A 23,505-nucleotide genomic window follows, 5' to 3' on the forward strand; every position below is an offset into this window, starting at 1 on the left:
GTTCGGCTCCTTGCCGCCGGTGAGCTCGCGGACCAGGTCGACCACGGCCGGCATCCGGGTGGAGCCACCCACGAGCACGACGTGGTCGATGTCGCTGACCTTGACCCCGGCGTCCTTCACGGCCTGCTGGAAGGGGTGCTTGCAGCGGTCGATCAGATCGGAGGTCATCCGCTGGAACTCCGAGCGGGTCAGGGTGACGTCCAGGTGCAGCGGGCCCTCGGCCGAGGCGGTGATGTAGGGCAGGTTGATGCTTGTCTGGGTGGACTGCGACAGTTCGATCTTGGCCTTCTCGGCGGCTTCCCGCAGGCGCTGCAGGGCCATTTTGTCCTTGCCGAGGTCGACGCCGTGCTGACCGGAGAAGGTCTTGATCAGGTGGTCGGTGACGCGCTGGTCCCAGTCGTCGCCACCGAGGTGGGTGTCACCGGAGGTCGACTTCACCTCGACAACGCCGTCGCCGATCTCCAGCAGGGACACGTCGAAGGTGCCGCCACCGAGGTCGAAGACCAGAATGGTCTGTTCCTTCTCGCCCTTGTCCAGGCCGTAGGCAAGGGCGGCCGCGGTGGGCTCGTTCACGATGCGCAGGACGTTCAGACCGGCGATGGTGCCCGCCTCGGTCGTCGCCTGACGCTGGGCGTCGTCGAAGTAGGCGGGCACGGTGATGACCGCGTCGGCCACGGTCTCACCGAGGTAGGACTCGGCATCCCGCTTGAGCTTCTGGAGGATGAAGGCGCTGATCTGCTGCGGAGTGAAGTCCTTGGTGTCGACCTTCATCTTCCAGTCGGTGCCCATGTGGCGCTTGACCGACCGGATGGTCCGTTCGACGTTCGTGACCGCCTGCCGTTTCGCGACTTCGCCAACCAGGACCTCGCCGTTCTTGGCGAAGGCGACGACGGACGGGGTCGTCCGGGAGCCCTCGGCATTGGCGATCACCGTGGGCTCGCCGCCCTCGAGCACGCTCACGACGGAGTTCGTGGTGCCGAGGTCGATACCGACCGCTCGTGCCATGTCTGTGTGCCTCTCAGATCAGGACGGCCCGGCTGCTCGGTTCTCTCGGGAACTCGGCCGGGACCGCTCGGGTAGTAGTTGAGTCCTTCGCACTCAGAATCTAATGATAGTCGGGCCATCGTCAAACATGAGTTGCTCAGACTCAAGGTTTCTGAGGATGGTTCTGTTCCCGAGCTGCGGCAGGCCAGGGGCCAGGGGCTGGCGGGCTGCCGGGAGCGGGGAGTCGGGGTACCCGTACGCCGCTTCGCGCCGTACGGGTACCCCGGCTCCGTCGGCCCAGGTAGAACTCCGCTACCTGGGCCTCCTCGCACATCGCGACGCATCCGCCCCAACCCCACTCCTTGATCCGCATTCTCTTCGGTGCGACGAGTGGAAGGATGACGTCAGGAGGCGCCGGTTTTCGGGCGGAAAATGTATGTCAACCATCCACTCGTGCCGGGCCGGCTACCCACCAAGGTGTCGCTGTCACAGCGGCTACACATCCGCGCGGCTGGCCGCCGGCCCCCACTCGCCGACCTGCACATCCGCCACCGCGGCGCGTTCGCCTACAGCGCCGGCCAGGTCACCGACGGCGAGGACGTCCCCCTGATGCGGCTGCGCTCCACCGGATCCGCCACCCACCGGGGATTCGCCCTCCACCTCGCGAGCAACGGCCGATACCTGGACACACTCCTGCCCACCGGCACCTTCACCGGCACCCCCGAAGAGGCCCTCGACTGCGTCTGCGAGCGGAACCTGTCGACCCCCGACAGCTGACCGCCCCCGCCTGCCCAGGTGTCAACCCCCGAAGGACTTACGGGCGAGACCGCTAAGCGTCGGTCATGCCCGTGAGTTCGTTGATGAGGTCCCCGTCATCGTCCCCGCCATCGTCCCCGTCGTCGTCCCCGCGGTGGCCGTCTTCGTTGCCGTCGCCGTCCCCGCGGTCGTCATCGGTACGTGCCGTCGGGATGGCGGACCGGCTGCCTGGTTCGGCAAGTCGCGCGAGATCACTCTCGATCTTCGTCAGTCGATCGACCATGTCGGTAGCGTCGCCACCGCGTTCACGAATGGTGCGCAGCGTGTCCATCAACATGAGCCATTGGTCGCGGTCGACGGTGACGGCGTCGGCGAGCTGGTTGGGCGAGTACGTCGGGAACAGACGCTGGACGACGGCGACCACCTTGGTGACCTCCGCCGGGTTGAGCCGGTCCGGCCGGCCCCGGACATAGGACACAAGATCCTTCAGGCTGATGAGCGTGACACCTTCGACCGCTCCGTCGCTCCACAGAACGCCCGCCTCGACCATCGCCAGGATCGGCGTGACCGGAATTTTGATCATTGGTGTGGCCGTACGGGTCCGGGCGCGAACCTCGTCCCCGAGCCATTTGGTGAGGTCGAGCGGCTTAGTCAAGGGCTGTCCGTCGACCTTGGCTCCGTCCTTGGCCCCGTCCTTGGCGTAGCGCACGGTGCCGGTGGAGGCGTCGCTCTTTATCACCATGACTCCGCCCGGCCCGACCAGCAGGTGCCCGATGGTCGCCTCGGAACCGGGGACGCGGCGGTCGTGCATGATTACGTATCCATAGCGGCGGAGCCGGTTGATCGCGCTGGCCGTCTTGCGTTCGGCATCGGCGCTCTCGCGCAGCGTCTCGATCTCAGCGACCGGATCGAATGATCGGCCGATCACGATTAGTGGCCAACCGAGCTCGATCAGCAGAAACACGCCCACGGCGATGGAGATCGACAGGCGAAGACCCGACGCGACCAGGACCGCGAATATGACCGCGATGGGGAAGGCGCGCAACGCGGCGCGCGGCACGGTGTGCGCGAGGCGTTCACGCCGCATCTGCGCGTGCTGTTCGCGCGCCCGCTGGTAGGCCATCTGGAGGGAGTAGCCGGGACGGTCCCGGGTGTCGCCTCCGAACGGACCTCGCAGCGGGCCCCTGGTCAGGCTCTTGGTCGTACTCGCCATCGTGTCCACCAAGGATCGTGAGGTCGCCAACATCGTCTGGAGCCTTGGCAATTGCAACTCTTCCAAGCGCCGAGCGTCGTCGCGACAGTGCGCACGCGTGTTACGGGCCGCACTCATCCTGCAACCGTTGGCCGTGTCAGGACAAGGGAATCCCAGTAATTGGTCCAAGTTTCCCGTGGTTGGCGGGACGTTGGTCCGGTCCGCCCCTGAAAAAAGACAGGTATATGATATAGCTGTTTGATCTAATTTGGATGGCTGTGAGCCAGATCGCCGCTGGCCGGATCGAAGCGTTCTGCCGGTCGCCCTAGGGGCTGCGCGTGACCCGTGTGTGTAGGAAAGTGGGCAGCGGCCTGGTAGGCGGCGATCCGGTAGGCGGCGGTCTGACTGGGGTCGGTCTGGTTCGGCGGGCAAGTTACCGACTGGTAGCAGTACGCTCCCACCGTCGGTAGGAGTAACTGGAGGATGTGTTGAGACTCGCTATCGGTGGAGTGATCGCCGTTGTCGCTCTGGCGGTGGCCGGACGACGGTTCTACTGGTTGTTCAGGCTGATCCGCCAGGGTCAGCCCGCTCCCGGTCGGTTCGACGGAGTCGGCGTGCGCCTGTGGAGTGAGATCAGCGAGGTCGGCGGTCAGCGGAAGCTGCTGAAGTGGACGGTCCCCGGGATCGCGCATGCCTTCACCTTCTGGGGTTTCACGATCCTCATGCTGACCGTGATCGAGGCGTTCGGCGCTCTCTTCGATGATCACTTCCACATCCCGCTGTTCGGGCACTGGGCGGTGGTCGGCTTCATTGAGGACTTCTTCACCGTCGCGGTCCTGGCAGGGCTGGCGGCCTTCACGGTCATCCGGCTGCGCAACGCCCCCGCCCGCCTCGAGCGAAAGTCGCGGTTCTACGGGTCACACACGGGGCCGGCCTGGGTCATCCTCGGGATGATCACATCGGTAATGGTCACCCTGCTGATCCTGCGTGGCGCCCAGTTCAACGCCGGCACCCACCCGCAGGGGGACACCAGGTGGGCCTTTGCCTCGTATCTGGTCAGCCGTCCGCTGGACGCCTTCTCGACGTCGATCAACGGGCACATCGAGACGGTCTTCCTACTGCTCAACATCGCCATCATCATGGGCTTCCTGGTGCTGGTCGCCTACTCCAAGCACCTGCACATCTTCCTCGCGCCGATCAACGTCATCACCAAGCGCGAGCCCAGGGCGCTCGGCTCGCTCGGCAGCACTCCTGACATCGAGAGCCTGATGGAGGCTGACGACCCGATCGTCGGCGTCGGCAAGATCGAGGACTTCTCCTGGAAGGCGATGCTCGACTTCTCCACCTGCACGGAGTGCGGGCGGTGTCAGAGCCAGTGCCCGGCCTGGAACACCGGCAAGCCGCTGTCACCGAAGCTTCTGATCATGGACTTGCGCGACCATCTGTTCGCCAAGGCGCCGTACCTGCTCGCAGCCAACGGTGCCGGGGACGGCGACGAAGCCGAAGCCGGGGCTGGAGCCGGGGCTGGAGCCGGGGCCGGGGCCGGTGCCGCGGCGGCCACCGGCACCGCGGACGCGTCGGCGAAGCACGTCGTCCACCACGTACCCGAGTCGGGCTTCGGGCGGGTCCCCGAGCCCGGTCGGCCGCAGGCCGATCGGCCGCTCGTCGGTACCGAGGAGGAAGGCGGGGTGATCGACCCCGACGTCCTGTGGTCCTGCACCAACTGCGGCGCCTGCGTCGAACAGTGTCCCGTCGACATCGAGCATGTCGACCACATCATCGACATGCGTCGCTACCAGGTGATGATCGAGTCGGCGTTCCCGAGCGAGGCCGGCGTGATGCTGCGCAACCTGGAGAACAACGGCAACCCATGGGGTGTCTCGCCCCGGGTCCGCACCGAGTGGACCGAGGGTCTGGCGTTCGACGTCCGCGTGCTCGACGACGGCGAGGCCATCCCCGACGATGTCGAGTACCTGTACTGGGTGGGTTGCGCCGGGGCCATCGAGGACCGGGCCAAGAAGGTCTCCCGGGCGTTCGCCGAACTGCTGCACATCGCCGGGGTGTCGTTCGCCATCCTCGGCACGAGCGAGTCCTGCACCGGTGACCCGGCCCGCAGGCTCGGCAACGAGTACCTGTACCAGGAGATGGCCAAGGCCAACATCGAGGTCCTCAACGCCGCGGCCCCGAAGAAGATCGTGGCCACCTGCCCGCACTGCTTCAACAGCCTCGCGAACGAGTACCCGGCACTGGGTGGGACATACGAGGTCATCCATCACACGCAGCTGCTCGGCACGCTCGTCGAGGACGGACGGCTCGTGCCCGTCCAGCCGGTGGACTCCTCCGTCACCTACCACGACCCGTGTTTCCTCGGTCGACACAACCAGGTCTACACCCCGCCGCGGGAGATCCTCAACAGCATTCCGGGCCTGCGCAGCCAGGAGATGCACCGCTGCAAGGAGCGCGGCTTCTGCTGTGGCGCCGGTGGCGCCCGCATGTGGATGGAAGAGAAGATCGGGAAACGGGTCAACGTCGAACGGGTGGATGAGGCGCTCGCGCTCGATCCGGACATCGTCTCCACGGCCTGTCCGTTCTGCATCGTCATGCTGACCGATGCCGTGACCGAGAAGAAGCAGTCGGGTGGGGCGAAGGAGGGCGTCGAGGTCCTCGACGTCTCTCAGCTGCTCGCCCGCTCGCTGGCCGCACCGGTCCAGGCCGGGGGCATCCCGACGGCCACGGTGGGCACCACGGTTGCCGCGGACGCGGCCGGGTCGACAGACGGGGCGGGAGCATCCGGGTCCGACTGATGTGGTGACGCCCGAAACGATGTGAGTCCACTGTCATGGTGACAGCACCGGATTCACATCGTTTCGGGTTTTTCCGGACTCAGTGGGACGGGCGGCTGCGGGTCAGCTGCGCCATGCGGCGCGCGCCCGGGAGCATCGTCAGCCGTGGCCAGACCAGGAACGCCTCGGCTTCAAGCATGGCCAGGGCGATGCGAGGAAGGTCACGGTTCGTTGGAAAGCAGATGTAGCGCGGCGACCACTGCGGTTGGAACTTCGCGTTGAACCGGTAAAGGCTGTCGATCTGGAACCAGCGGGAGAGGAAGACCAGAAGCCCTCGGAAACGTCGGGTCACCGGCCCGGCACCGAGTCGCTGGCCGCGTTCCAAGGCGGACCGGAAGAAGGCGAAGTTCAAGGACAGCCGGTCCACGTTCAGCCCGGTCGCGGCCCGTACCGCCGAGACGATCAGGAAGTCGTTCAGCCCGTTGTCCGCGGCGCGGTCGCGCACCATCATGTCCAGCGAAAGGCCCCGAGGTCCCCACGGGACGAAGTGCAGCAGCGCCCGCAGCCGCGGTTCGCTCCTTTTGTCCAGCGACCCGTCGCGGTCCTGCGCGCTGCCTGAGTGTGCGCTGCCCGAACCGCCGCTGCCCGAACCGCCGCAGCCCGAACCACCGCTGTCGGGCCCGTTGCGGTCAAAGGCCATAACCACGACGCAGTTGTCGTCGCTGGGTTCACCGATCCGGCCGAGTGCCATGGAGAAACCGCGTTCGGTTTCCGCCCCGCGCCACGCCTCGGCCTGCTCCTTCACCCGTTTGCGTTCGTCGGCGGGCAGGTCGCCCATCCGAAGGGCACGGCAGGTGTAGCCGGCTCGCTCGACCCGGCCGACAGCTTGCCGGACGTTTCGCATGTCGCGGCCTTCAAGGGTGAAGGTCTGCACATCGATGATTGCTTCGTCGCCGAATTCGAGCGCGGACAGGCCGACCCGTTCCCACGCTTTTCCGCCGGTTTCGGAACAGCCGATTACCGCTGGTATCCAGGCGTGTTCGGCGGCGATCCGCAGGAACTCCCGGATCGCGCCCGGCCATGCTTCGTTGTCACCGAGCGGATCGCCGCTGGCGAGCATCACCCCGGACACCACCCGGTAGGCCACGCAGGCCTTGCTCGTCGGCGACCAGACGACGGTCTTGTCGCCGCGCAGGGCGAAGTAACCCAGCGAGTCGGCGTCCCCGTGCCGCGTGAGCAGCGCGCGCATCCGCTCGACGTCCTCGGCGGACAGTCGCGGGCGTGGTTCCGGCGGGCGTAGCGCCAGGTACACGACAGCGACGATGGTGAGCAGGCCCATGGTGAGCAGCATCCGGGTGACGAGGTCGGAGAGCCGATCGGAGCTGAACCGGAGCGGTCCGTGGATGCCGACCAGGCCCTCGACGACGTGTGTGAACTGAGTGGTCAGCGGATGCGGGCCCAGTAGACGGCCGGCGCCCATCCGCAGCAGGAGCATCCCGACTGTGATTGAGGCCGCGGTGAGGAGCAACCCGACCCACAGCGCCCGCCACCGGGTCGTCGGATCACCCTTGGCCTGGAACTCGCCACGGGCCAGCACCAGCCCGACGACCAGCGCCGCCGACGCGACCGCTTCTTCGACGTCGAGACCTTTGACCACGTGCAGGACGACGCTTGCGCTCAGCAGCGTCACCACACCGAGCCACGCGCGGCGTTTGCGTCGGCGCAGACCACGGGCGAGTAGCAGCAGGAGGAGTCCGACCACCACGGTGAAGGCGGCGGCCTGGCGCGATGCCGCCCCCGGCAGGATCTGACGGATCACGTCCAGCCGGTCGCGCCACTCCGGCGTGACCGCCGACACGATGTCGATCAGTCCAGCAATGAACACCAGAGCAGCGGCCACGGTCGGGACCCATGAGCGGTTCCAGGCCGGCAACAGAGGTCGTGCCGGCCGTGAGCTCCCATGATTTCCATGGGCATCGCCGCCGAGCTGGCTCGTTGCGGTGGCCTTCGTGGGAGGGCTGTCGCGGCTGACGGTTGTCACGGACGGTGCCTCCTTTCCCTGCGTCAGGTCCGGTGGCCGTCAGTGGCACGAAAGATCATAGTCGCGCCGCCGCTGGCCGGCTGGGTACGGGTATCGGTCTGAGGCCTGTCCGGCCTGCTTGGGACCGCCCGCGGGACGTTACCTCGCGTGCCGCACGGTCAGGCACGGGTGTCCCCGGGTAGGACGATCCCGCAGGCGCTCCCGAGAGGACTGAACGGATGCTCGGACTACCCGAACACATCAGGGCACGCCTCTTCGACCTGGATGGTGTGCTGACGCAGACGGCCGCCGTCCACGCCGCAGCCTGGAAGGAGATGTTCGACACATTACTCCGCCGGCGGGCGGAACGCACCAATGATCCATTTATTCCGTTCAGCGTTGCTGACGATTATCCCCCCTATGTTGACGGCAAGCCCCGGGTGGACGGCATCAGGTCGTTTCTCGCTTCCCGTCACATCGAACTGCCCCAAGGTGGCCCGGACGATCCTCCATCCGCCGACACAGTCCATGGCCTGGGCAAACGCAAGAACGAACTCGTAACAGCCATGATCCGTAAAGGTGGCGTTGCCTCCTATCCCGGTTCTGTACGTTACCTCCGAGCACTGGCGACTGCAGGCGTCCCACGGGCCGTCGTATCGTCGAGCGCGAACTGCGCGGAGGTACTTGCTGCCGCCGGCATCGATAGTCTGCTACCTGTCCGGATCGACGGTATTGTCGCCGAACGCGAGCACCTGGCGGGTAAGCCGGCGCCTGACACCTTTCTGGCCGGTGCCCGCGCGCTCGGCGTGGTGCCGTCGCGCGCGGCGGTATTCGAAGACGCGATCGCCGGGGTCGAGGCGGGGCGGGCCGGAGGTTTCGGGTTCGTCGTCGGCGTCGACCGGGTCGGGCATGCGGACGCTCTGCGCTCGCATGGTGCGGATATCGTCATCTCCGACCTCGGTGAGCTGTTCGACACCGACGACGTCGCCGGCAGTATGGGCACCGACCGTGCGGGTGCGGACCATGCGGGTGCGGACCATGCGGGTGCGGACCATGCGGGTGCGGACCGTGCGGTCCGCGGCAGCGGGAGCGGCTCGTGATCGGTAGCATGTCGTTTCCGGTCGATCCATGGCAGCTGCGCGAATGCGGCCTCGATCCGAACCGGCTGGCCCGGGCGGAGTCGCTGTTCGCCCTGTCCAATGGGCATGTCGGCCTGCGGGCGAACCTCGATGAGGGAGAGCCGCACGCATTGCCCGGCAGCTATCTCAACTCCGTCCACGAGCTGCGGCCGTTGCCCTACGCGGAAGCCGGTTACGGCTACCCGGAGTCCGGCCAGACGATGATCAATATTACCAATGGAAAGCTCATCCGTCTGTTGGTGGATGATGAACCCTTCGACGTCCGGTACGGGGATCTGCGGTCCCACGAACGGATCCTGGACTTCCGCCGGGGCGTGCTGAGCCGGACCGCCGAATGGGTGTCACCGGCGGGCCAGGCGGTCCGCGTGTCATCGGTGCGGTTGGTCTCCTTCGTGCAGCGGGCCATGGCGGCGATCTGCTACGAGGTCGAGCCACTGGACGCCTCGGCCCGGCTCGTCGTGCAGTCCGAACTGGTCGCCAACGAGCAGTTGCCGACACAGTCCGCGGACCCGCGGGCCGCCGCCGTACTGGAGGCTCCGCTGGTGGCGGAGTGGAACGGCAGCCACGGTTCGCATGCCGAGCTGGTGCACCGGACGCGGCACAGCGGCATCCGGGTCGCCGCCGCTATGGATCATGTTATTGACCGGCGCTCCGCGACCGGGGTGACCGCTGAGAGCGATGCCGACTCCTGCCGGGTGACCATCACCACCCTGCTGGATCCAGGTCAGAAGTTGCGGTTTGTCAAGTTCATCGCCTATGGCTGGTCGGTACAGCGTTCCCTGCCGGCCCTGCGCGACCAGGCCGCGGCCGCGCTGACCGCCGCCCGCCAGACCGGCTGGGCGGGGCTGCTCACCGAACAGCGGGCCTATCTTGACGACTTCTGGGCCCGTGCGGACGTCGAGGTCGACGGTGATGCCGAGGTGCAGCAGGCCGTCCGTTTCGCCCTGTTCCACGTCCTGTCCGCGAGCGCGCGGGCCGAGCGTCGGCCGATTCCGGCGAAGGGTCTCACCGGTCCCGGATACGACGGCCACACGTTCTGGGATTCGGAAAGCTACGTCCTTCCCGTGCTCACCTACACCGTGCCGAACGCGGCGGCGGACGCGCTGCGGTGGCGGCAGGCCACCCTGCCCATGGCCCGGGAACGGGCCCACCTGCTCGGCCTCTCCGGAGCGGCCTTCCCATGGCGGACCATTCACGGAGAGGAGTGCTCCGGGTACTGGCCCGCCGGCACGGCGGCGTTCCACATCAATGCGGATATAGCGGACGCGGTCGTGCGTCATGTCCGCGTCACCGGCGACGACGTATTCGACCGGGACATCGGCCTGGAACTGTTGGTTGAAACGGCCAGGCTCTGGCGGTCTCTGGGTCATCATGACCTGGATGGCGCCTTCAACATCGACGGAGTCACCGGGCCGGACGAGTACAGCGCGGTCGTCGACAACAACATCTATACCAATGTGATGGCACAGCAGAATCTGGTGGAGGCGGCGAACGCGGTCCGGCGGCATCCGGAGAAGGCGCACGAACTGGGCGTGAACGCCGAGGAGGCCGCGTCCTGGCGGGACGCCGCCGAGAACATGTGCATCCCCTTCGATGAAAAGCTGGGCGTGCACCCCCAGTCGGCTGGGTTCACCCGCCATCAGGTGTGGGATTTTGAGCAGACGCGTCCTGACCAGTACCCGCTCCTCCTGCATTTTCCGTATTTCGACCTGTACCGCAAACAGGTGGTGAAGCAGGCAGATCTGGTGTTGGCGATGCAACGCCGGGGGGAGTCGTTCACCGACGAGCAGAAGGCCCGCAACTTCGCCTACTACGAGGGGCTAACCGTTCGCGACTCTTCGTTGTCCTCATCGGCCCAGGCGGTGTTGGCGGCCGAGGTCGGGCATCTCGGGCTTGCCCATGACTACCTGCGCGAAGCGGCACTGATCGACCTTCGTGACCTGGACGGCCGCGCCCTCGACGGCTTGCACATGGCGTCACTGGCCGGAAGCTGGATCGCGCTGGTCGAGGGGTTCGGCGGGCTGCGTGACTACCCCGGACCCGCCAACTCGGGAACAGGAAACTCGGGAACGGTCAACTCGGGAACGGCCAACCCGGCCACCCTGTCGTTCGCGCCCCGGCTGCCGGAGGGGATCAGCAGGCTCGCGTTCATCGTGTGCCCACGGGGACGGCGGCTGCGGGTCGAGGTCACCGACGCCGTCGCATGCTACGTCCTGCTGCGGGGCGACCCGATCACCATCCTGCATCATGGTGAAGTTCTCGAGGTGTCGATGGCGGGTCCGGTGTGCCGTGATGTGCCTGCCACCCCGGCCCGGCCCCGGCCGCTGCAGCCACCCGGGCGGGAACCGGAGCTCTTTCGCACCGATGGGGGGACCTCTGATCGCCTGACCCGTTGATCGCCTGACCTGTTGACTGCCTGGGTTTCTGATCGTCGCATGGTTACGGCAGGGTCGGGTCGCGGTCGCCCGGTGGCACCGCCGCGCGGGTGAAGTCGCGGTACGCGCGGGACGGCGTCGGGCCGCGTTGACCCTGGTAGCGGGAACCGTAGACGGCTGAACCATAGGGATGGGTGGCCGGGGAGGAAAGCCGGAACAGGCAGAGCTGTCCGATCTTCATCCCCGGCCAGAGTTTGATCGGCAAGGTCGCGACATTCGACAGCTCAAGGGTGACGTGGCCGGAGAAGCCGGGGTCGATGAAACCGGCGGTCGAGTGCGTGAGCAGGCCCAGGCGTCCGAGGCTGGACTTGCCCTCCAGCCGGCCGGCGAGATCGTCGGGCAGGGTGATGATCTCCAGTGTGGAGCCGAGCACGAACTCGCCGGGATGCAGGACGAACGGCTCGTCGTCGTCCGGGGCGATGAGGTCGGTGAGGTCCTCCTGCTCGACGGCGGGGTCGATGTGGCTGTACCGGTGGTTCTGAAACACCCGGAACCACCGGTCGAGCCGCAGGTCGACGCTGCTCGGCTGGACGAGCGCCGGATCGTACGGGTCCAGGCATACGCGGCCCGCGACGATCTCCGCTCGGATGTCCCCGTCAGACAGCAGCACGTTCGAGCACGCTACCGCTTGCGGTGGTTGCCGCGGCGGCCGCCGGTAGCTCCTGTCCCGCCGCGGGAGCCGGCCACGTCGAGCTACACGTCTTTCGGGGGTACCTCCGCCAGGTACTGGTTGGCCAGGAGCCACTGGACGGGCAGGGCATCGGTGGTCGGGTCGCAGCCCTGGGACGCTGGGATGAGCGAACACACCAGCTGGTACTGCTGACCGTTGCCGGGCTGGTCGAACCACGGGCGAATCGCTCCGGAGTAGACGTGAAACGCCTTCAATACCCGGTAGACGTGGTAGTCACAGCCACCTGGGTCCGTGGTGGAGTCCAGGTTGGACGGCGGGATGGCCCGGTCGGCATACCGCGTTCCCTCGGGGGAGAGGAAGTTGCCACCCGTCCCGCCGAACCGGTCGATTTCCTGCCCCGGGGTCAGCGCTGTCACCATTCGTATAGGAGTACCATTCGGATTGATGTAATATCCGGAATTTGCGGGATATACCCAGTTTCCGAGGCCAAAAGGCGTCTGGATGGAAGGATCCCACCAGGTGTCCAGGAACTGCTGCGTGGGCTGGCCGCCGGTCCGGTCATAGAAGAAGAGCGTCTTGCCCACCGCGCCGAAGAACGGGAGGTTCGCCGGTCCGAGGCGGCGATCGTTGTCGAGGTTGGCCGCGGAGCACTGGTCGAGCGGCGTGATCGACACCGTTGGCAGGCCGCTGGTGATCGCGATGTCGCCGGCGGTGGCGGATGTCGTGCCGCCGACGACCAGGACTCCGGTCGCCAGCGCGACGAGCGTCTTGCGAAATCGCATGTGTTCCTCCCCGGGGTTGCGCTCACGTGGCGCATTGACTCCGGAGAGTAGTCATATGATCTAGCTATCTCACATCGGGGCGCCGGTGCGGCGGTTCGCCACGTGTCATCACCCTGTCGACCTGGGTTCGACGCGGGTCGCCTCGAACCCCACACGGGCCCGGCGACGCATACCGGCACGGGCGGGGCCTGCCCGCACCGCGACCGTGGCGGCCTGTACGATGCTGTACGTACTACGCGGGCGTAGTTCAGAGGTAGAACACGAGCTTCCCAAGCTTGCAACGCGGGTTCGATTCCCGTCGCCCGCTCCACTCCGGGCGAAGTGTGTCAGACAGGGTCTGACCTGCTTGTTTCGTATTGTCTGCCCAGGGGGCCGAGCCCCCTGGAACCCCCACGTTCCTATGGCTGAGGTCCGTTTGTGCCATTGGCGTGCCAGTAGCGGCGGATGTGCCATCAGGACCGGCGCGGCCGGGGGTCACCCTTTGCCAGGCGGGCCGACATTCCCCGGGCGACTTCGGACGCCCGCTCCCCGCTGGCACGCTGATAGATCAGCGCGGCGCGCGGGGTCGAGTGGCCACCGAGCGCCATCAGTTCGCGCAGGGTGGCGCCGGACTGCGCAGCGAGCGTCAGACCCGCGTGCCGGCAGTCGTGAAGATGGGCTTCCTCGTCGACACCGACGATCCGGCAGGCCCGCCGCCACCATGAGCGGTTGTGCCGGCTGACGGGGTTGCCGTCCTTGGTCGTGAACACCAGCCCGTCCGGGCCGGGTTGGGCGTGCTCCGCCATGTGGACCGCGAGACGGCCAAGGATCGCATCCGGGATCACGATCGTGCGTGCGCCCGCGTCGGACTTGGGTGGCCCGAAGTACGGCTTCTGCCCGCCGCCGGGCTCGACATACTGCCCGTCGTCCGGGTCGATACGGATCGTTCGCCGGTGCAGGTCGATGTTTCGCCGGCGCAGTGCGGAGAGTTCTCCCGAGCGAAGCGCCGTTGCCGAGGCCAGGAGCACGAGCGCCGCATACCGCTCGGGCACGGTGTCGACGAGTTTCCAGAGCTGTGCGATCGTGATCTCTGGGCGGGGTGCGTCACGGACGGTGCCGGCACCTTTGATCCGACACGGGTTCTTGGGGATAAGCCCGTCCTCAACTGCTGTCATCAGGATTGCGCGGAGAAGCCGGTAGGTGGTTTCCACCGTCACCACACCGCGTCCGTTCGTCGTGGCCTCCGCCATCAGCCCCGCATACCATTCGCGGACAAGCTTCGGCGTGATTTCGGCTACGGCGAGGCTTTTGAACGTCGGCAGGATGCGTAGCCGTAGCTGCCGCTCGTACAGGGTGCGGGTCATCGGACGCAGCGCGCGTGTCCGCATCCAGTGTTCGGCGAACGCGTCGAAGCGTTGCTTACCGGTGGACGGGTCGGTCCACGTTCCGCGTGTCTGGTCGGTCTCGGTCGCCGCGAGTGCCTGGTCAGCTTCGCGTTTCATCGCGAAGGTGCCGAGGGGGATCATCTTGCCGTCTGGACCTGTAATGCGGGCCTGCCAGCGTCCCGATGACAGCTTGCGAACGTTGCCGTAGCGCCGCCGCTTCATGCCGCCCTCCGCCTGCGCGGGGTGGGAACGTCGTTCGCTTCGACACGACCGGCCGTAATGAACGCGTCGAGGTCGCTCCGGTAGATCCGAACGTGCTTCACCTTGCCGAGCCGGATGTAGGCGATTCGCCGTTCCGCGATCATCCGCTGTACGAACCGGACCGGTGTACCGAGGATTTCAGCCGCCTGTTCGACCGTAAGTAGGTGATCCACGGGAGCCTTTCTGGGTCAGGGTCCCCGTCCCTGTGGCGTGGCAGTGGCTGCCGGACAGGGACGGGGAAAAAATGGAGGGAAGACCGCGGCGGTTTCGCCTCAGCGCGGCACGGTCCGCGCGCCGCCGGGAACGCCTCTGGTGGAACCGGGGGTCGCGACGAGGGCCGCCAGGACGTAGGCGAGAAGTTGCCTGGTGACGGTTGCCGAAATCGGCCGGGTGTCGCTGGTCAGCGGGATCTGCGGTACCCATCCGGCGGGGGATTGCGGGTTGGCGGAAGTAGCAGATCCGCCGTTGCCGTTCCCGTCGGCTGTCGGGGCACCAGCAGGAGCGGGCACACGGGTGCCGGTCGGCGTGCGGAAGATGAGGATGGTTTCGACGTCGCCGAACGCTTCGGTGAACACCGCCTCCATCGGGAGCGTGACCAGGACGCGGGCAAGGTCGAAACCGTCGGCGCCGGGTCGGACGGTGACTTCGTAGTCGCCGTGGTTGGTGCGGTGCATGCTGACGAACGGCTCGTCAGCGGAGGGGCTGCGCCATGGGCCGTGGCCGGGCGGAATGATAGGCATTGGGTCTGTCGCTCCTTGTTGCGTAAGGGGTGCGGATCAAGGTCCCGGTGTGGTGTTAGCCGCACCCGCCGGGACCGCCTGTCAGGCGGACGATCAATCCGGGGCTATGGGCGGAGCCCGCCCCAACCAGGGCAGAGCCGTACTGGATGTTGTCGGGCGCATGGCCCCTCCATTGATCAGTTGTCGGGTCAGGCCGCGTGGGGCATGCCAGGGTCGGTTGCCGAAACGGCGGGCGGATCTCCGCGGGCCGCACGGGCGGCACGGGCCGCGTCCAGTTGGGCGCGCCAACGGTGCCGATCGGCGACCGCGCGCAGCAGCAGGTGTTCCCGGCGGGGTGTCGCCGGATCACCCGGGTGGAGAAGCTGCCAGACCACCCGGTCGGGTGCGGCGCCCTGGCCGCCATCGCCGGTGTCGGTGTCGGTATGGCCGAGGACCGCGAGCTGTTCCCGGATCCGCACCTTCCGATCTTGCTTGTGGTCGGCAAGGGTTTTCCCGGACCACTTCCGCGAGACCAGCACGCGCCGTCCACCGAAGCCGAGGGTCTCCCGGCGGTGGACCTTGCCCTTGCACCGTCCGGGCACGAGCCCCGCCCGCGGATTCTTCGGCTGGACGCCGTAGCGCAGCCAGTTGGAGCAGCCCGGCGAGCACGGTTCGTACCGCAGGACTTCGGCAAGCCGGTCAACATGCGCCCGCTGCGCGTCCGTGGCGATGTCGTGGCAGGTATCCAACGACTTCGTCAGGTACTTACACAGATAGCCGATCAACCGGCCGGTGTTCTTGTCGTTGGCGGTCACCCCGTCCGCGCGAACCTGCACCCCGAACCGGACCACATGGGCGGGTTCCGCATCGTCACCGATCGCGTCCAACGCCTCATCCCAGGTCGGCAGGGATGCGCCCGAGTCCGGGTCGACGTAGCCGCCCGTGTCCTCGTCCCAGACTGGCAGCCGGTCGGCACTGTAGACCGGCCGGTCGCAGGCCGGCCACCACACCTGGTGATACGTCGCCGCCGCGACCTGGCGGAGCAGCACCCGCGGGATCGTGCCCCGCATCGCCGCATGCAGATGAGGCGCCAACCGCCGTTGCGGCTCCAGACAGGCGAAGTACTGGACGTCGTACCCCACGGCCCGGCGCAGGTTCTGCCAGAACCGATCCACCAGCTTGGGAAAATGGATCGCGTCGCGGGCCGCCCGCCGGTAGTCGTAGCCGTCCGGGTCCACCGGGGTGCCCTCCGAGGTGACCCGGCCGTAGCTGTCGCAGGTCAACGTCAGGAACATCGACGGCCGCCACACCATCCCGTCCGATCCGGTGAACGTCCGCCCGACGGTGCGCCGATCCACCGGCAGCCGGGGCAGATCCGGGGCATCCTGCCGCCGCCGCGTTGACCGGGTCCGTCGTGGCCGGTCGCGGTTGTCCGGCGCGGTCTTGCCGCGCACGCCGAGATCGTTCAACGCCGCGTCCACCTGCGAGATCAGATCGTCCACTTCGCCGATCTGCTCGACGTCGTGGCCGGTCGCCGCGTCGGTGCGGACCGCTTCGAGATCCGCCCGGAGCTGGACCAGGGTCTTCGCATCGTCGCCGGCCGGGTCGGGGTCGGGTAGCGGTTCGTCATCGAGATGCCAACCCGCCTTGCACTGCGCCATGCGGAGCTTCCGCGCCCGCTCGGCACACGAGGGGCACTTGGATGCCAGGGTGGCGCCACACGACACCGGGATGATCTCGGTTTCCCCAGTGACCACGTTGACTTTCCGCATCGGCAGGGGCCGGATGCAGACCCCGTTTTCCGCCGCGACCGCCTCCAGGACGTGGCGGGCCAGTGGTTGGCGCAGGCGGGCGGCCCGGCTCCCCGCCGGCGGTTCCGCCGGCGGAGTGTTCGGGGTGGTCATGCCGCCGGTTCCTCCTGTCCGTGGTCGTGGTCCTGGCCGTCCTCGGTCTCGGGTGGTCGGGGTGGTCGGGTGGCGGTTCCCGGCAGCCACACACCCGCCACCGCCCCGCCGGTATCTGGCAGCCGTCATCCGCCCAGTGCGCGACCCACAGATGCCGGCACCAGTCGCAGACCGGCAGCGGATACACCGGCGCGTATTCCTCCGATCCGGTCACGCCGCCCGCCCGTCCACATCCGGTGTCCAGCCGTCCGGACCGTCGCCGACCAGATCGAGCAGCTCGGCGACCGCCGGCACCGGATACCAACGGGCCATCCGGGAGATCTCGGCATCGTCGACCCAGCACGCGCGGACCCGCACCGGGTCGGCTTGGCCGTCGAGGAGCACATAGCCGACCCCGGGCATGTCTTCGCCGATCTCATCCGCCCGTGCCCCGCGGTCGCGGGCACCATCGCCGAGCACGAGATCGACCTGGTCGGCTTCGGTCATCCGCAGCGCGACCCGGACCGGGAACAGGTCCCGGAACGGCAGCACCTCTTTGCGGGGATCCTGCACCGCCCCGATCACGGCGACGCCGGGGGCGCGGCCCTGGGAGAGCAGCAGCGGCAGCGACGCCGACAGCCGCCGCTTCAACTCCCGATCCGTCACATACGAAGTCAGGGAGGCGATCTCATCCACGATCACCACGATCAGCGGTTCATCGGTGGTCGGGGTGTGCAACCGGCTGACCCCACGCAGCCGAGCCGCCCGCTTCCGCATGACCGCCACCGCATCGTCGAGGAGATCGGCGATGCTCTCGGTGTCGGTCGCGAACCGGGAGAACATCGCCTGCCCGAAGGCCAGTTCCATGCCGCCTTTGGGGTCGGCTACCCACAGTTCCACCAGACCCGCACGCACCGCCGGGGCAAGGCCGCGGATCGTCGCCCACACCGCCGCGCTCTTCCCCGCCCCGGTCGCCCCGGCGATCAGGACATGGGCGCCGCGGACCGGCAGCCGCCACAGGTCGCCGTCTTCCCGGCGGCCGATCGGAATGCCGGACAGGTCCACCGGACCGTCATCCCCGCCGTCCCAGTCCCCATCGGCATCAGGCCCGTCCAGATCGAACGGAGGGACGGGCACGGCCAGGGGATCGCGGCGGGCGAAGTCCACCCAGATGAACCCCACCCGATCGGCGCGGATCCGACAGGATCGAGCCCGAAACGCGTGGCGGAGCGCGTCGGCCTGCTCCGCCCACTGGTCGGGGGTCTGGCCGTAGAGCAGCTCCACCCGCAGCTGGTCGCCCCACCGGTCGGAGCGGATCGTACGAATCCGCGGGAAGGTCTCGGCGAAGGAAACCCGGTCACCGTTGGACACCGGAATCCGAATCGCCAAATCCGTGTGGACCATGACCAGGCGCCACCGCCACCGGTAGATGACCAGCAGCCGCAACCGTCCCCACATCCAGCGGGCGAGCCCGTCAAACGACCGGCGATGGACCAGCCGCCACCCCACCGCGACCACGACCAGGACCAGGAGCCCGACGCCGAGCCCGACCAGGCCGAACCGCTGGCGGACCACCGCCACCGCGAGCAGCACCACCACCGCCACCGGATGACGGACGAGGAACACGACCAGGTGGGCGCAGATCCGGCCGGCGAGCCCGAGCAGGACCGCCCACAGCGGCACGTCGACTCTGGGATGCCGGGTTGGTACCTCGGGAAACGGCCGTGAGCCGTTGATTCTGGCCATGACAGATCACACCCACCCAGCATTGGAAGAATCGAGAATCAGCGGTCCGGAACCGGCGAAGAACAGCGCCCGCAATCGGTCCCGGCACCCGCGAGGAGAAAAACCAGACTTCAGGCCGCTACCGCAGCCCCGTTATCGGTGTCGTCGGCCGCACGGTCCAACAGGAGCCGTTCACATTCGATCAGATAATCGTTGGCCGCTTTCACCAGCGCATACGCGAAATCCACATGGTCGGCGGTCACCGTGCCGCTCGCCGTGGAGATTGCCAGATGGGCGCCGGGGGTGTCCAGCGCGAGGATCGGCCGCTCGTCCGGGTAGGTGAAACAGCGCACCGACCACTCCGACCCGACGTGCACGCCCACATGCCACCCTGACCGGACCGGCGCCCGATCGCCATCCATGCCCGTGGTCGTGGTGGGTGTCGGCGCGGTCATGCCGCCGCCCGCCCCGAACCCGTACGCACCGGCCGCATCCCCTTCGCCCGCAACGCCAACCCCTGCTTCGGGGTGGAGCCGAACCTGTTCACCCACGGCATGACCGTCAACCCCTCGAACTCCACCGGCCGCAACGCCGTACCCGCCAACGGCTCCGGGGGCACCGGCTGAACCGGCGCGGGAATCTTCACCTTCACTTCCGCCGACCCGGCCCGCGCGTTCGGGTCCGCGTCCATCACCCGCACCGCCCACAACAGCTCACCGGTTTCCTTGTCCCGCTCCTGCGCATCCGGCACCCCGGCCTTCGACTTCTCGAAGTCATTGGCCGCCTCCACCCCCAGCACGAACGCCCCGTGGGGAAACACATCCCCGAACGCCACCGGAATCCACCGCGGTATCGCCATCGTCGGTTCACCTCGTCCTGTGTCATCAGCGTGCCGGCTGGTGCCGGTCTGTCTGGCGTTGCAGGACATACAGTGCACCGTGCGCGAACCGCTCATCAACTATTATGTGCCCGTAGCATGTGAGGTTCACATAAGCGTGCGGCAAAGACATCAGGCCCACCAGCGGGTCCCGCTTGGAAGTATGTGTACCTCACATACCCTGCTGTTTGCTTTCAAGCTAAAATCGGCTGCATGGAGGACCGAGAGCCAAGATCACCCGTCTACACGGCGCGGGGCGCGATCGTCGGCGAGGATTGGGCCGCAGTCGCCGACGCGGTCAACCAGCGTATGGCGGTCCGCCGCATCGGACAGCAAGAACTCGCCGACGTCTCCGGTGTGTCCGTGTCCACGGTGCGGCAGATCCAGCACGGCGGCAACGGCCGTCGGGTACAGAACAAGACGTTGATCGCGCTTGCCCGCGCGCTCGGCTGGCCTGACGACCATCTGATCCGGGTACTGGTCGGCAACCAGGTGTCGGATGCCCCCGGCGGTGCAACCGATCGGGAGATCCTCGCCGGTATCGACCGCATCGAACAGCGCCTGGACGACGTCAGCCGTCGCCTGGCCGCCGTCGAGCAGCTCGTCACCGCGCAGGCCGCGAACAGGTAAGGGGTCAGAACACCGACAACGAGCATGGTCGTCCGTCGGAATCCCGACCCCTACGCCTCACAACGGCCACGGCCACGGCCGCTCAGCCTGTGGTGGATGTCGTTCCGCCCGGCTCCCAGGCCGACGCCAGCGCACCGACCGGCCGGAACACAAGTGTCACGTCCACATCGCCGAACGCTTCGGCGAACCCCACCCCGTCCGGCAACGCCGCCCAGGCCCGCATCACCTCCGCCGGACGATCCGCCGGATAGATCGTCACCATGTACTCGCCGCCACCCGCGTCAGGCCCGGTGGCCGCCGACGGCAGGTCAGACGCAGCCCGCGGCGGATTTCCCTCCTGATCGCCGGTCATTGGCCACCGGCCCGCCGCACCGACCGTGCCAGCGCTGCCCCCAGCAGCATCCGACCGGCAGCCGGCGCCGAAGCGTTGTCCACGAAGAAGAACAGCGCCGTCACCTGGTAGTCGTGCCAGCCGCTCTCCACCGCGAACAACTCCGCCGCCGCAGGCGAATCAAACGTGATCGTGGTGTCGCGGACCCGTCGTTCGTCCCCCGGCTCGAAACGCACCACCCCGTACAGCACCGGTAGCCGCTCATCCCCGTTCGCGCCGTCCGTCGTGTTGTCTCTGATTACCGTCACCGGTCGCATCCCGTCCCGTGGTCATCCCTCGCTGATTGGACGCCAACCCGGCCCCGCGGAAACCATCGCTCGACACGAGACCGGGCCGGCTGTGCCACAGCCTCACGGCACAACGCGAACCCACGGAAGATGACGTTCCCATGTGACCGTCACCTGATCCAGACCGACAACGGGTTAACGGAGGCAACACGCCCGCTCAATAGGTGAGCTTTCCCTACCTGTCGGGCGTAATCCGGGTACTGTCGGCACCAGTCCTGCCACGAGACGTATCCCCCTCTCCCGGCCGGAAGGTTGATCAGGTATGTCGACTGTTTCGCTCGGCCCGTACACGGTGTCCGAACGCCTCCTTGCCCGCGACGACATGCGCGCCGCTCTGACCGACCGCGACTTCGGCACGGCCTTCCGGCTGATGAAGAAGTACGACGCCGCCAGTCAGGACCGCATCGCCTCCGCGGTCGAGGGCCTCGATCAGAGCCGGGTCAGCAAGATTGCGAATGGTCGGGACCGGATCGGGACCCTGGACCTGATCGAACGCATCGCCGACGGCCTCCGCATCCCCGGCAGCATGCTCGGACTGGCACCCCGCCAATGGGAGCCCTCTGTACCCACACCGCACACCCATACGGAAACAGCGCCACCGGCGGTCGACAGCCCGTCGGCAACCGCCCAGCAGCCGGTCACCGACCCCGAGTCAACCGCTCAAGGACTCGTGTACGAACCCTCCGTGCGACGTACCCTGAGCACAGTTGCCGAGCTCGGGAGGGCCGACGTGCGCCGTCGGGATGTGCTGCTGCGGTCGTCGTTCGTACTCGGCGCACTCGCCGGACCGAGCCGGGATTGGCTCCTGACCAGCCTGGACGCCGCCGACTCCGGACGCACCACCCGCGCAGACATGGCCGCGGTCGAATCCATCCGCAGCATGTTCGGTGTGTTCCAGGAAATGGACGTCATCCAAGGCGGCGGTGACATCGCGCGCCGCGCGGTCGCCCAGTACCTCACCGAACACGTCCTCCCGCTCCTCCAGGAATCCCACACCGAACCGATCCGCCAGGCCCTGTTCGAGGTCGCCGCCGAACAGACTTACCTTGCCGGCTGGATGGCGTTCGACTGCGGCCAGCACGGCATTGCGCAGCGTTACCTGATTCAGTCCCTGCGGCTCGCCGACGCGTCCGGAAACCGGATGCTCGGTTCTCACGTCCTCGCCGGTCTTTCCGACCAGGCAACCCAACTCGGTCACCCCGAGGAAGGGCTTCGCCTCGCCCGCATCGGCCGCCACGGCCTACGCGGAGTACGCGCCCCCGCCGCCCTCACCGACCTGTACGTGTTGGAAGCCCGCGCCCTGTCGGTGATGGGCCGCTCCACCGACACCGCCGCCACCATCGCGCAGGCCGAGAAGACGTTCGACCTCGTCAACACGACGAACGAACCCGAGTGGGCGAAGTTCATCGACGAGCCCTACATCAGCGGGGAAATCGCAAACAGCCTCCGCGACATCGGCGACCCCGCCGAGGCCCACCGCTACGCCGGTCAGTCCGTCGAGGCCGCCCGCCGGCAGAACCGCGGACGACGCGGCTCACTCAGCCAAACCGTCATCGCCGTCAGCTTCACCCAACAGAACGACCTCGAAAGCGCGATCGCTGCCAGTCACAAGGCCATCGACATTGCCGCCGGAGTCCCCACCTCCGCCCGGTACGTCACCGCCATGACCGACCTACGGCACCGACTTACCCCTTACCAGCACGACGCCAACACCCGCGAGCTACTCGCCCGTATCGACCGCACCGCCCTCGCCAGCACCGCAGCCTGACACACCCCGGATCCGGACCGACGGTCAGCAGTCAGAATCCCAAGGACGACATCAGCCACGGCATCACCGAGCATATGTCCGGCACACTGCCGAATTCTCCGGTTTAGGATCAAGGCGCGGCACGGGCCGCGCCGCGCGACGGCTGCGCGTGGCGCTGGCGCGCCATGCTCGCCGGGTGCGTCGCTGGCCCGCCACCGCGCATAAGCCAGACCAGGAATGGCAAGTGTGCCCGGCACACCGGGACCCGTGGGCATGCCGGTCGGGCTGACCGCCGCCGGAAAGGCGAATCCACGCCGTACCGAGCGGCATGGATTCGCGATGCTGGTTCTGTTCCGCGATCAGGTTCACCGACCGCCCGAGCGCGTTCCGGGATGCGCAGCCATGCGACCAGCGGAGACCAGCACCGGGCACGCCAACGGCATACGAAAAACGAGCAGGGGCACGTCCGCGGGCAGCCGGGAGACAGCATCCGGCCGCTTCGCTCCCCGGGCAGCCCGACCCCTCACCCGCCATGATGAGACCGTCTGCGGTTACCGACAGCACAGTCGATCTTAATCAAGTGATGAAAAACCGTCATATCTATTTGTCAAGATCGGACAGATTGCGTCGGATCAGGACGACTGACGGGTGGTCGGGGCCGTAGACCGTCTCGGCGATCGCCAGCGCCCGCTGCAACAGCGGCAGCGCGTCGGTGGCCCGACCCAGGTCTTGCAACGCCCCCGCCAGGTTGTTCAGGTCGGTGACGACGGCGGGGTGGTCGGGGCCGTAGGCGGCCTCGTGGATCGCCAGCGCGCGGGCGTACAGCGGCAGCGCGTCGGTGGCCCGCCCCAAGGTTCGCAGCGCTTCTGCCTGGTTGCTCAGGTCGGTGGCGACGGCGG

Annotated in this window: 21 protein-coding genes and 1 tRNA gene; 7 read left to right on the forward strand and 15 right to left on the reverse strand. The window is 67.5% G+C overall.

Annotated elements, in window-relative coordinates:
• Positions 1 to 1,005: Hsp70 family protein (locus tag U9977_RS07290; RefSeq protein WP_322748419.1), on the reverse strand; the 1,005-nt coding region annotated here is incomplete at its 3' end.
• 411 nt (positions 1,006 to 1,416) lie between these two features.
• On the opposite strand from U9977_RS07290, the gene U9977_RS07295 reads away from it, so the two are divergent.
• A complete protein-coding gene (locus tag U9977_RS07295; RefSeq protein WP_322748420.1) occupies positions 1,417 to 1,761 on the forward strand; it encodes a hypothetical protein in 345 nt (114 codons plus the stop codon).
• A gap of 52 nt (positions 1,762 to 1,813) precedes the next feature.
• Here U9977_RS07295 and U9977_RS07300 read toward each other — a convergent pair whose 3' ends face one another.
• Positions 1,814 to 2,953 carry a nuclease-related domain-containing protein gene (locus U9977_RS07300; RefSeq protein ID WP_322748421.1) on the reverse strand — a complete coding sequence of 380 codons (1,140 nt, stop codon included), beginning with the start codon at positions 2,951 to 2,953 and terminating at the stop codon, positions 1,814 to 1,816.
• A gap of 467 nt (positions 2,954 to 3,420) precedes the next feature.
• On the opposite strand from U9977_RS07300, the gene U9977_RS07305 reads away from it, so the two are divergent.
• Positions 3,421 to 5,736, forward strand: a complete 2,316-nt coding sequence (locus U9977_RS07305; RefSeq protein ID WP_322748422.1) for a (Fe-S)-binding protein — start codon at positions 3,421 to 3,423, stop codon at positions 5,734 to 5,736.
• 79 nt (positions 5,737 to 5,815) lie between these two features.
• On the opposite strand, the gene U9977_RS07310 is transcribed toward U9977_RS07305, so the two are convergent.
• On the reverse strand, positions 5,816 to 7,648 hold the full coding sequence (locus U9977_RS07310; RefSeq protein WP_322748443.1) for a phosphatidylglycerol lysyltransferase domain-containing protein: 1,833 nt from the start codon (positions 7,646 to 7,648) through the stop codon (positions 5,816 to 5,818).
• A gap of 326 nt (positions 7,649 to 7,974) precedes the next feature.
• Here U9977_RS07310 and U9977_RS07315 point away from each other — a divergent pair, with 326 nt between their 5' ends.
• Positions 7,975 to 8,835, forward strand: a complete 861-nt coding sequence (locus U9977_RS07315) for an HAD-IA family hydrolase (RefSeq protein WP_322748423.1) — start codon at positions 7,975 to 7,977, stop codon at positions 8,833 to 8,835.
• Positions 8,832 to 11,270, forward strand: a complete 2,439-nt coding sequence (locus tag U9977_RS07320) for a glycoside hydrolase family 65 protein (RefSeq protein WP_322748424.1) — start codon at positions 8,832 to 8,834, stop codon at positions 11,268 to 11,270. Before U9977_RS07315 ends, U9977_RS07320 begins: the two co-directional genes overlap by 4 nt.
• 43 nt (positions 11,271 to 11,313) lie before the next feature.
• Here U9977_RS07320 and dcd read toward each other — a convergent pair whose 3' ends face one another.
• Together dcd and U9977_RS07330 are read right to left on the reverse strand one after the other, a co-directional pair.
• Positions 11,314 to 11,919 carry a dCTP deaminase gene (gene dcd / locus U9977_RS07325; protein ID WP_322748425.1) on the reverse strand — a complete coding sequence of 202 codons (606 nt, stop codon included), beginning with the start codon at positions 11,917 to 11,919 and terminating at the stop codon, positions 11,314 to 11,316.
• 83 nt (positions 11,920 to 12,002) lie between these two features.
• Positions 12,003 to 12,722, reverse strand: a complete 720-nt coding sequence (locus U9977_RS07330) for a TNT domain-containing protein (protein WP_322748426.1) — start codon at positions 12,720 to 12,722, stop codon at positions 12,003 to 12,005.
• 236 nt (positions 12,723 to 12,958) lie between these two features.
• Here U9977_RS07330 and U9977_RS07335 point away from each other — a divergent pair.
• Positions 12,959 to 13,032: transfer RNA gene (locus U9977_RS07335), tRNA-Gly, on the forward strand.
• 142 nt (positions 13,033 to 13,174) lie between these two features.
• Here U9977_RS07335 and U9977_RS07340 read toward each other — a convergent pair.
• From U9977_RS07340 to U9977_RS07370, 7 genes are all read right to left on the reverse strand, one after another.
• On the reverse strand, positions 13,175 to 14,308 hold the full coding sequence (locus U9977_RS07340; RefSeq protein ID WP_322748427.1) for a site-specific integrase: 1,134 nt from the start codon (positions 14,306 to 14,308) through the stop codon (positions 13,175 to 13,177).
• Positions 14,305 to 14,520 (reverse strand): helix-turn-helix domain-containing protein, encoded by a 216-nt coding sequence (locus U9977_RS07345; protein ID WP_322748428.1) that lies wholly within the window; start codon positions 14,518 to 14,520, stop codon positions 14,305 to 14,307. Before U9977_RS07345 ends, U9977_RS07340 begins: the two co-directional genes overlap by 4 nt.
• A gap of 99 nt (positions 14,521 to 14,619) precedes the next feature.
• Complete coding sequence (locus U9977_RS07350) at positions 14,620 to 15,087, reverse strand: hypothetical protein (protein WP_322748429.1); 468 nt, start codon at positions 15,085 to 15,087, stop codon at positions 14,620 to 14,622.
• 188 nt (positions 15,088 to 15,275) lie between these two features.
• A complete protein-coding gene (locus U9977_RS07355) occupies positions 15,276 to 16,970 on the reverse strand; it encodes a replication initiator (protein WP_322748430.1) in 1,695 nt (564 codons plus the stop codon).
• Between the two features lie 210 nt (positions 16,971 to 17,180).
• The gene (locus tag U9977_RS07360) at positions 17,181 to 18,695 is read right to left on the reverse strand and encodes an FtsK/SpoIIIE domain-containing protein (protein ID WP_322748431.1); all 1,515 of its coding nucleotides are present in this window, start codon (positions 18,693 to 18,695) and stop codon (positions 17,181 to 17,183) included.
• 110 nt (positions 18,696 to 18,805) lie between these two features.
• The gene (locus tag U9977_RS07365; protein ID WP_322748432.1) at positions 18,806 to 19,057 is read right to left on the reverse strand and encodes a hypothetical protein; all 252 of its coding nucleotides are present in this window, start codon (positions 19,055 to 19,057) and stop codon (positions 18,806 to 18,808) included.
• 68 nt (positions 19,058 to 19,125) lie between these two features.
• A complete protein-coding gene (locus U9977_RS07370; RefSeq protein WP_322748433.1) occupies positions 19,126 to 19,533 on the reverse strand; it encodes a plasmid replication, integration and excision activator in 408 nt (135 codons plus the stop codon).
• Between the two features lie 231 nt (positions 19,534 to 19,764).
• On the opposite strand from U9977_RS07370, the gene U9977_RS07375 reads away from it, so the two are divergent.
• Complete coding sequence (locus tag U9977_RS07375; protein WP_322748434.1) at positions 19,765 to 20,181, forward strand: helix-turn-helix transcriptional regulator; 417 nt, start codon at positions 19,765 to 19,767, stop codon at positions 20,179 to 20,181.
• A gap of 82 nt (positions 20,182 to 20,263) precedes the next feature.
• Here the strand turns inward: U9977_RS07375 and U9977_RS07380 are convergent, their stop codons facing one another.
• Complete coding sequence (locus U9977_RS07380) at positions 20,264 to 20,533, reverse strand: hypothetical protein (protein ID WP_322748435.1); 270 nt, start codon at positions 20,531 to 20,533, stop codon at positions 20,264 to 20,266.
• The gene (locus U9977_RS07385) at positions 20,530 to 20,820 is read right to left on the reverse strand and encodes a hypothetical protein (protein WP_322748436.1); all 291 of its coding nucleotides are present in this window, start codon (positions 20,818 to 20,820) and stop codon (positions 20,530 to 20,532) included. The genes U9977_RS07380 and U9977_RS07385 overlap by 4 nt, the downstream gene beginning before the upstream one ends.
• 301 nt (positions 20,821 to 21,121) lie before the next feature.
• Here U9977_RS07385 and U9977_RS07390 point away from each other — a divergent pair, with 301 nt between their 5' ends.
• A complete protein-coding gene (locus tag U9977_RS07390; RefSeq protein WP_322748437.1) occupies positions 21,122 to 22,627 on the forward strand; it encodes a hypothetical protein in 1,506 nt (501 codons plus the stop codon).
• Between the two features lie 579 nt (positions 22,628 to 23,206).
• On the opposite strand, the gene U9977_RS07395 is transcribed toward U9977_RS07390, so the two are convergent.
• Positions 23,207 to 23,505: tetratricopeptide repeat protein (locus U9977_RS07395; protein WP_322748438.1), on the reverse strand; the 299-nt coding region annotated here is incomplete at its 5' end.

Source organism: Protofrankia sp. Cas8 (genome assembly GCF_963555845.1).
In the GTDB taxonomy this organism is placed as follows: Bacteria; Actinomycetota; Actinomycetes; order Frankiales; family Frankiaceae; genus Protofrankia.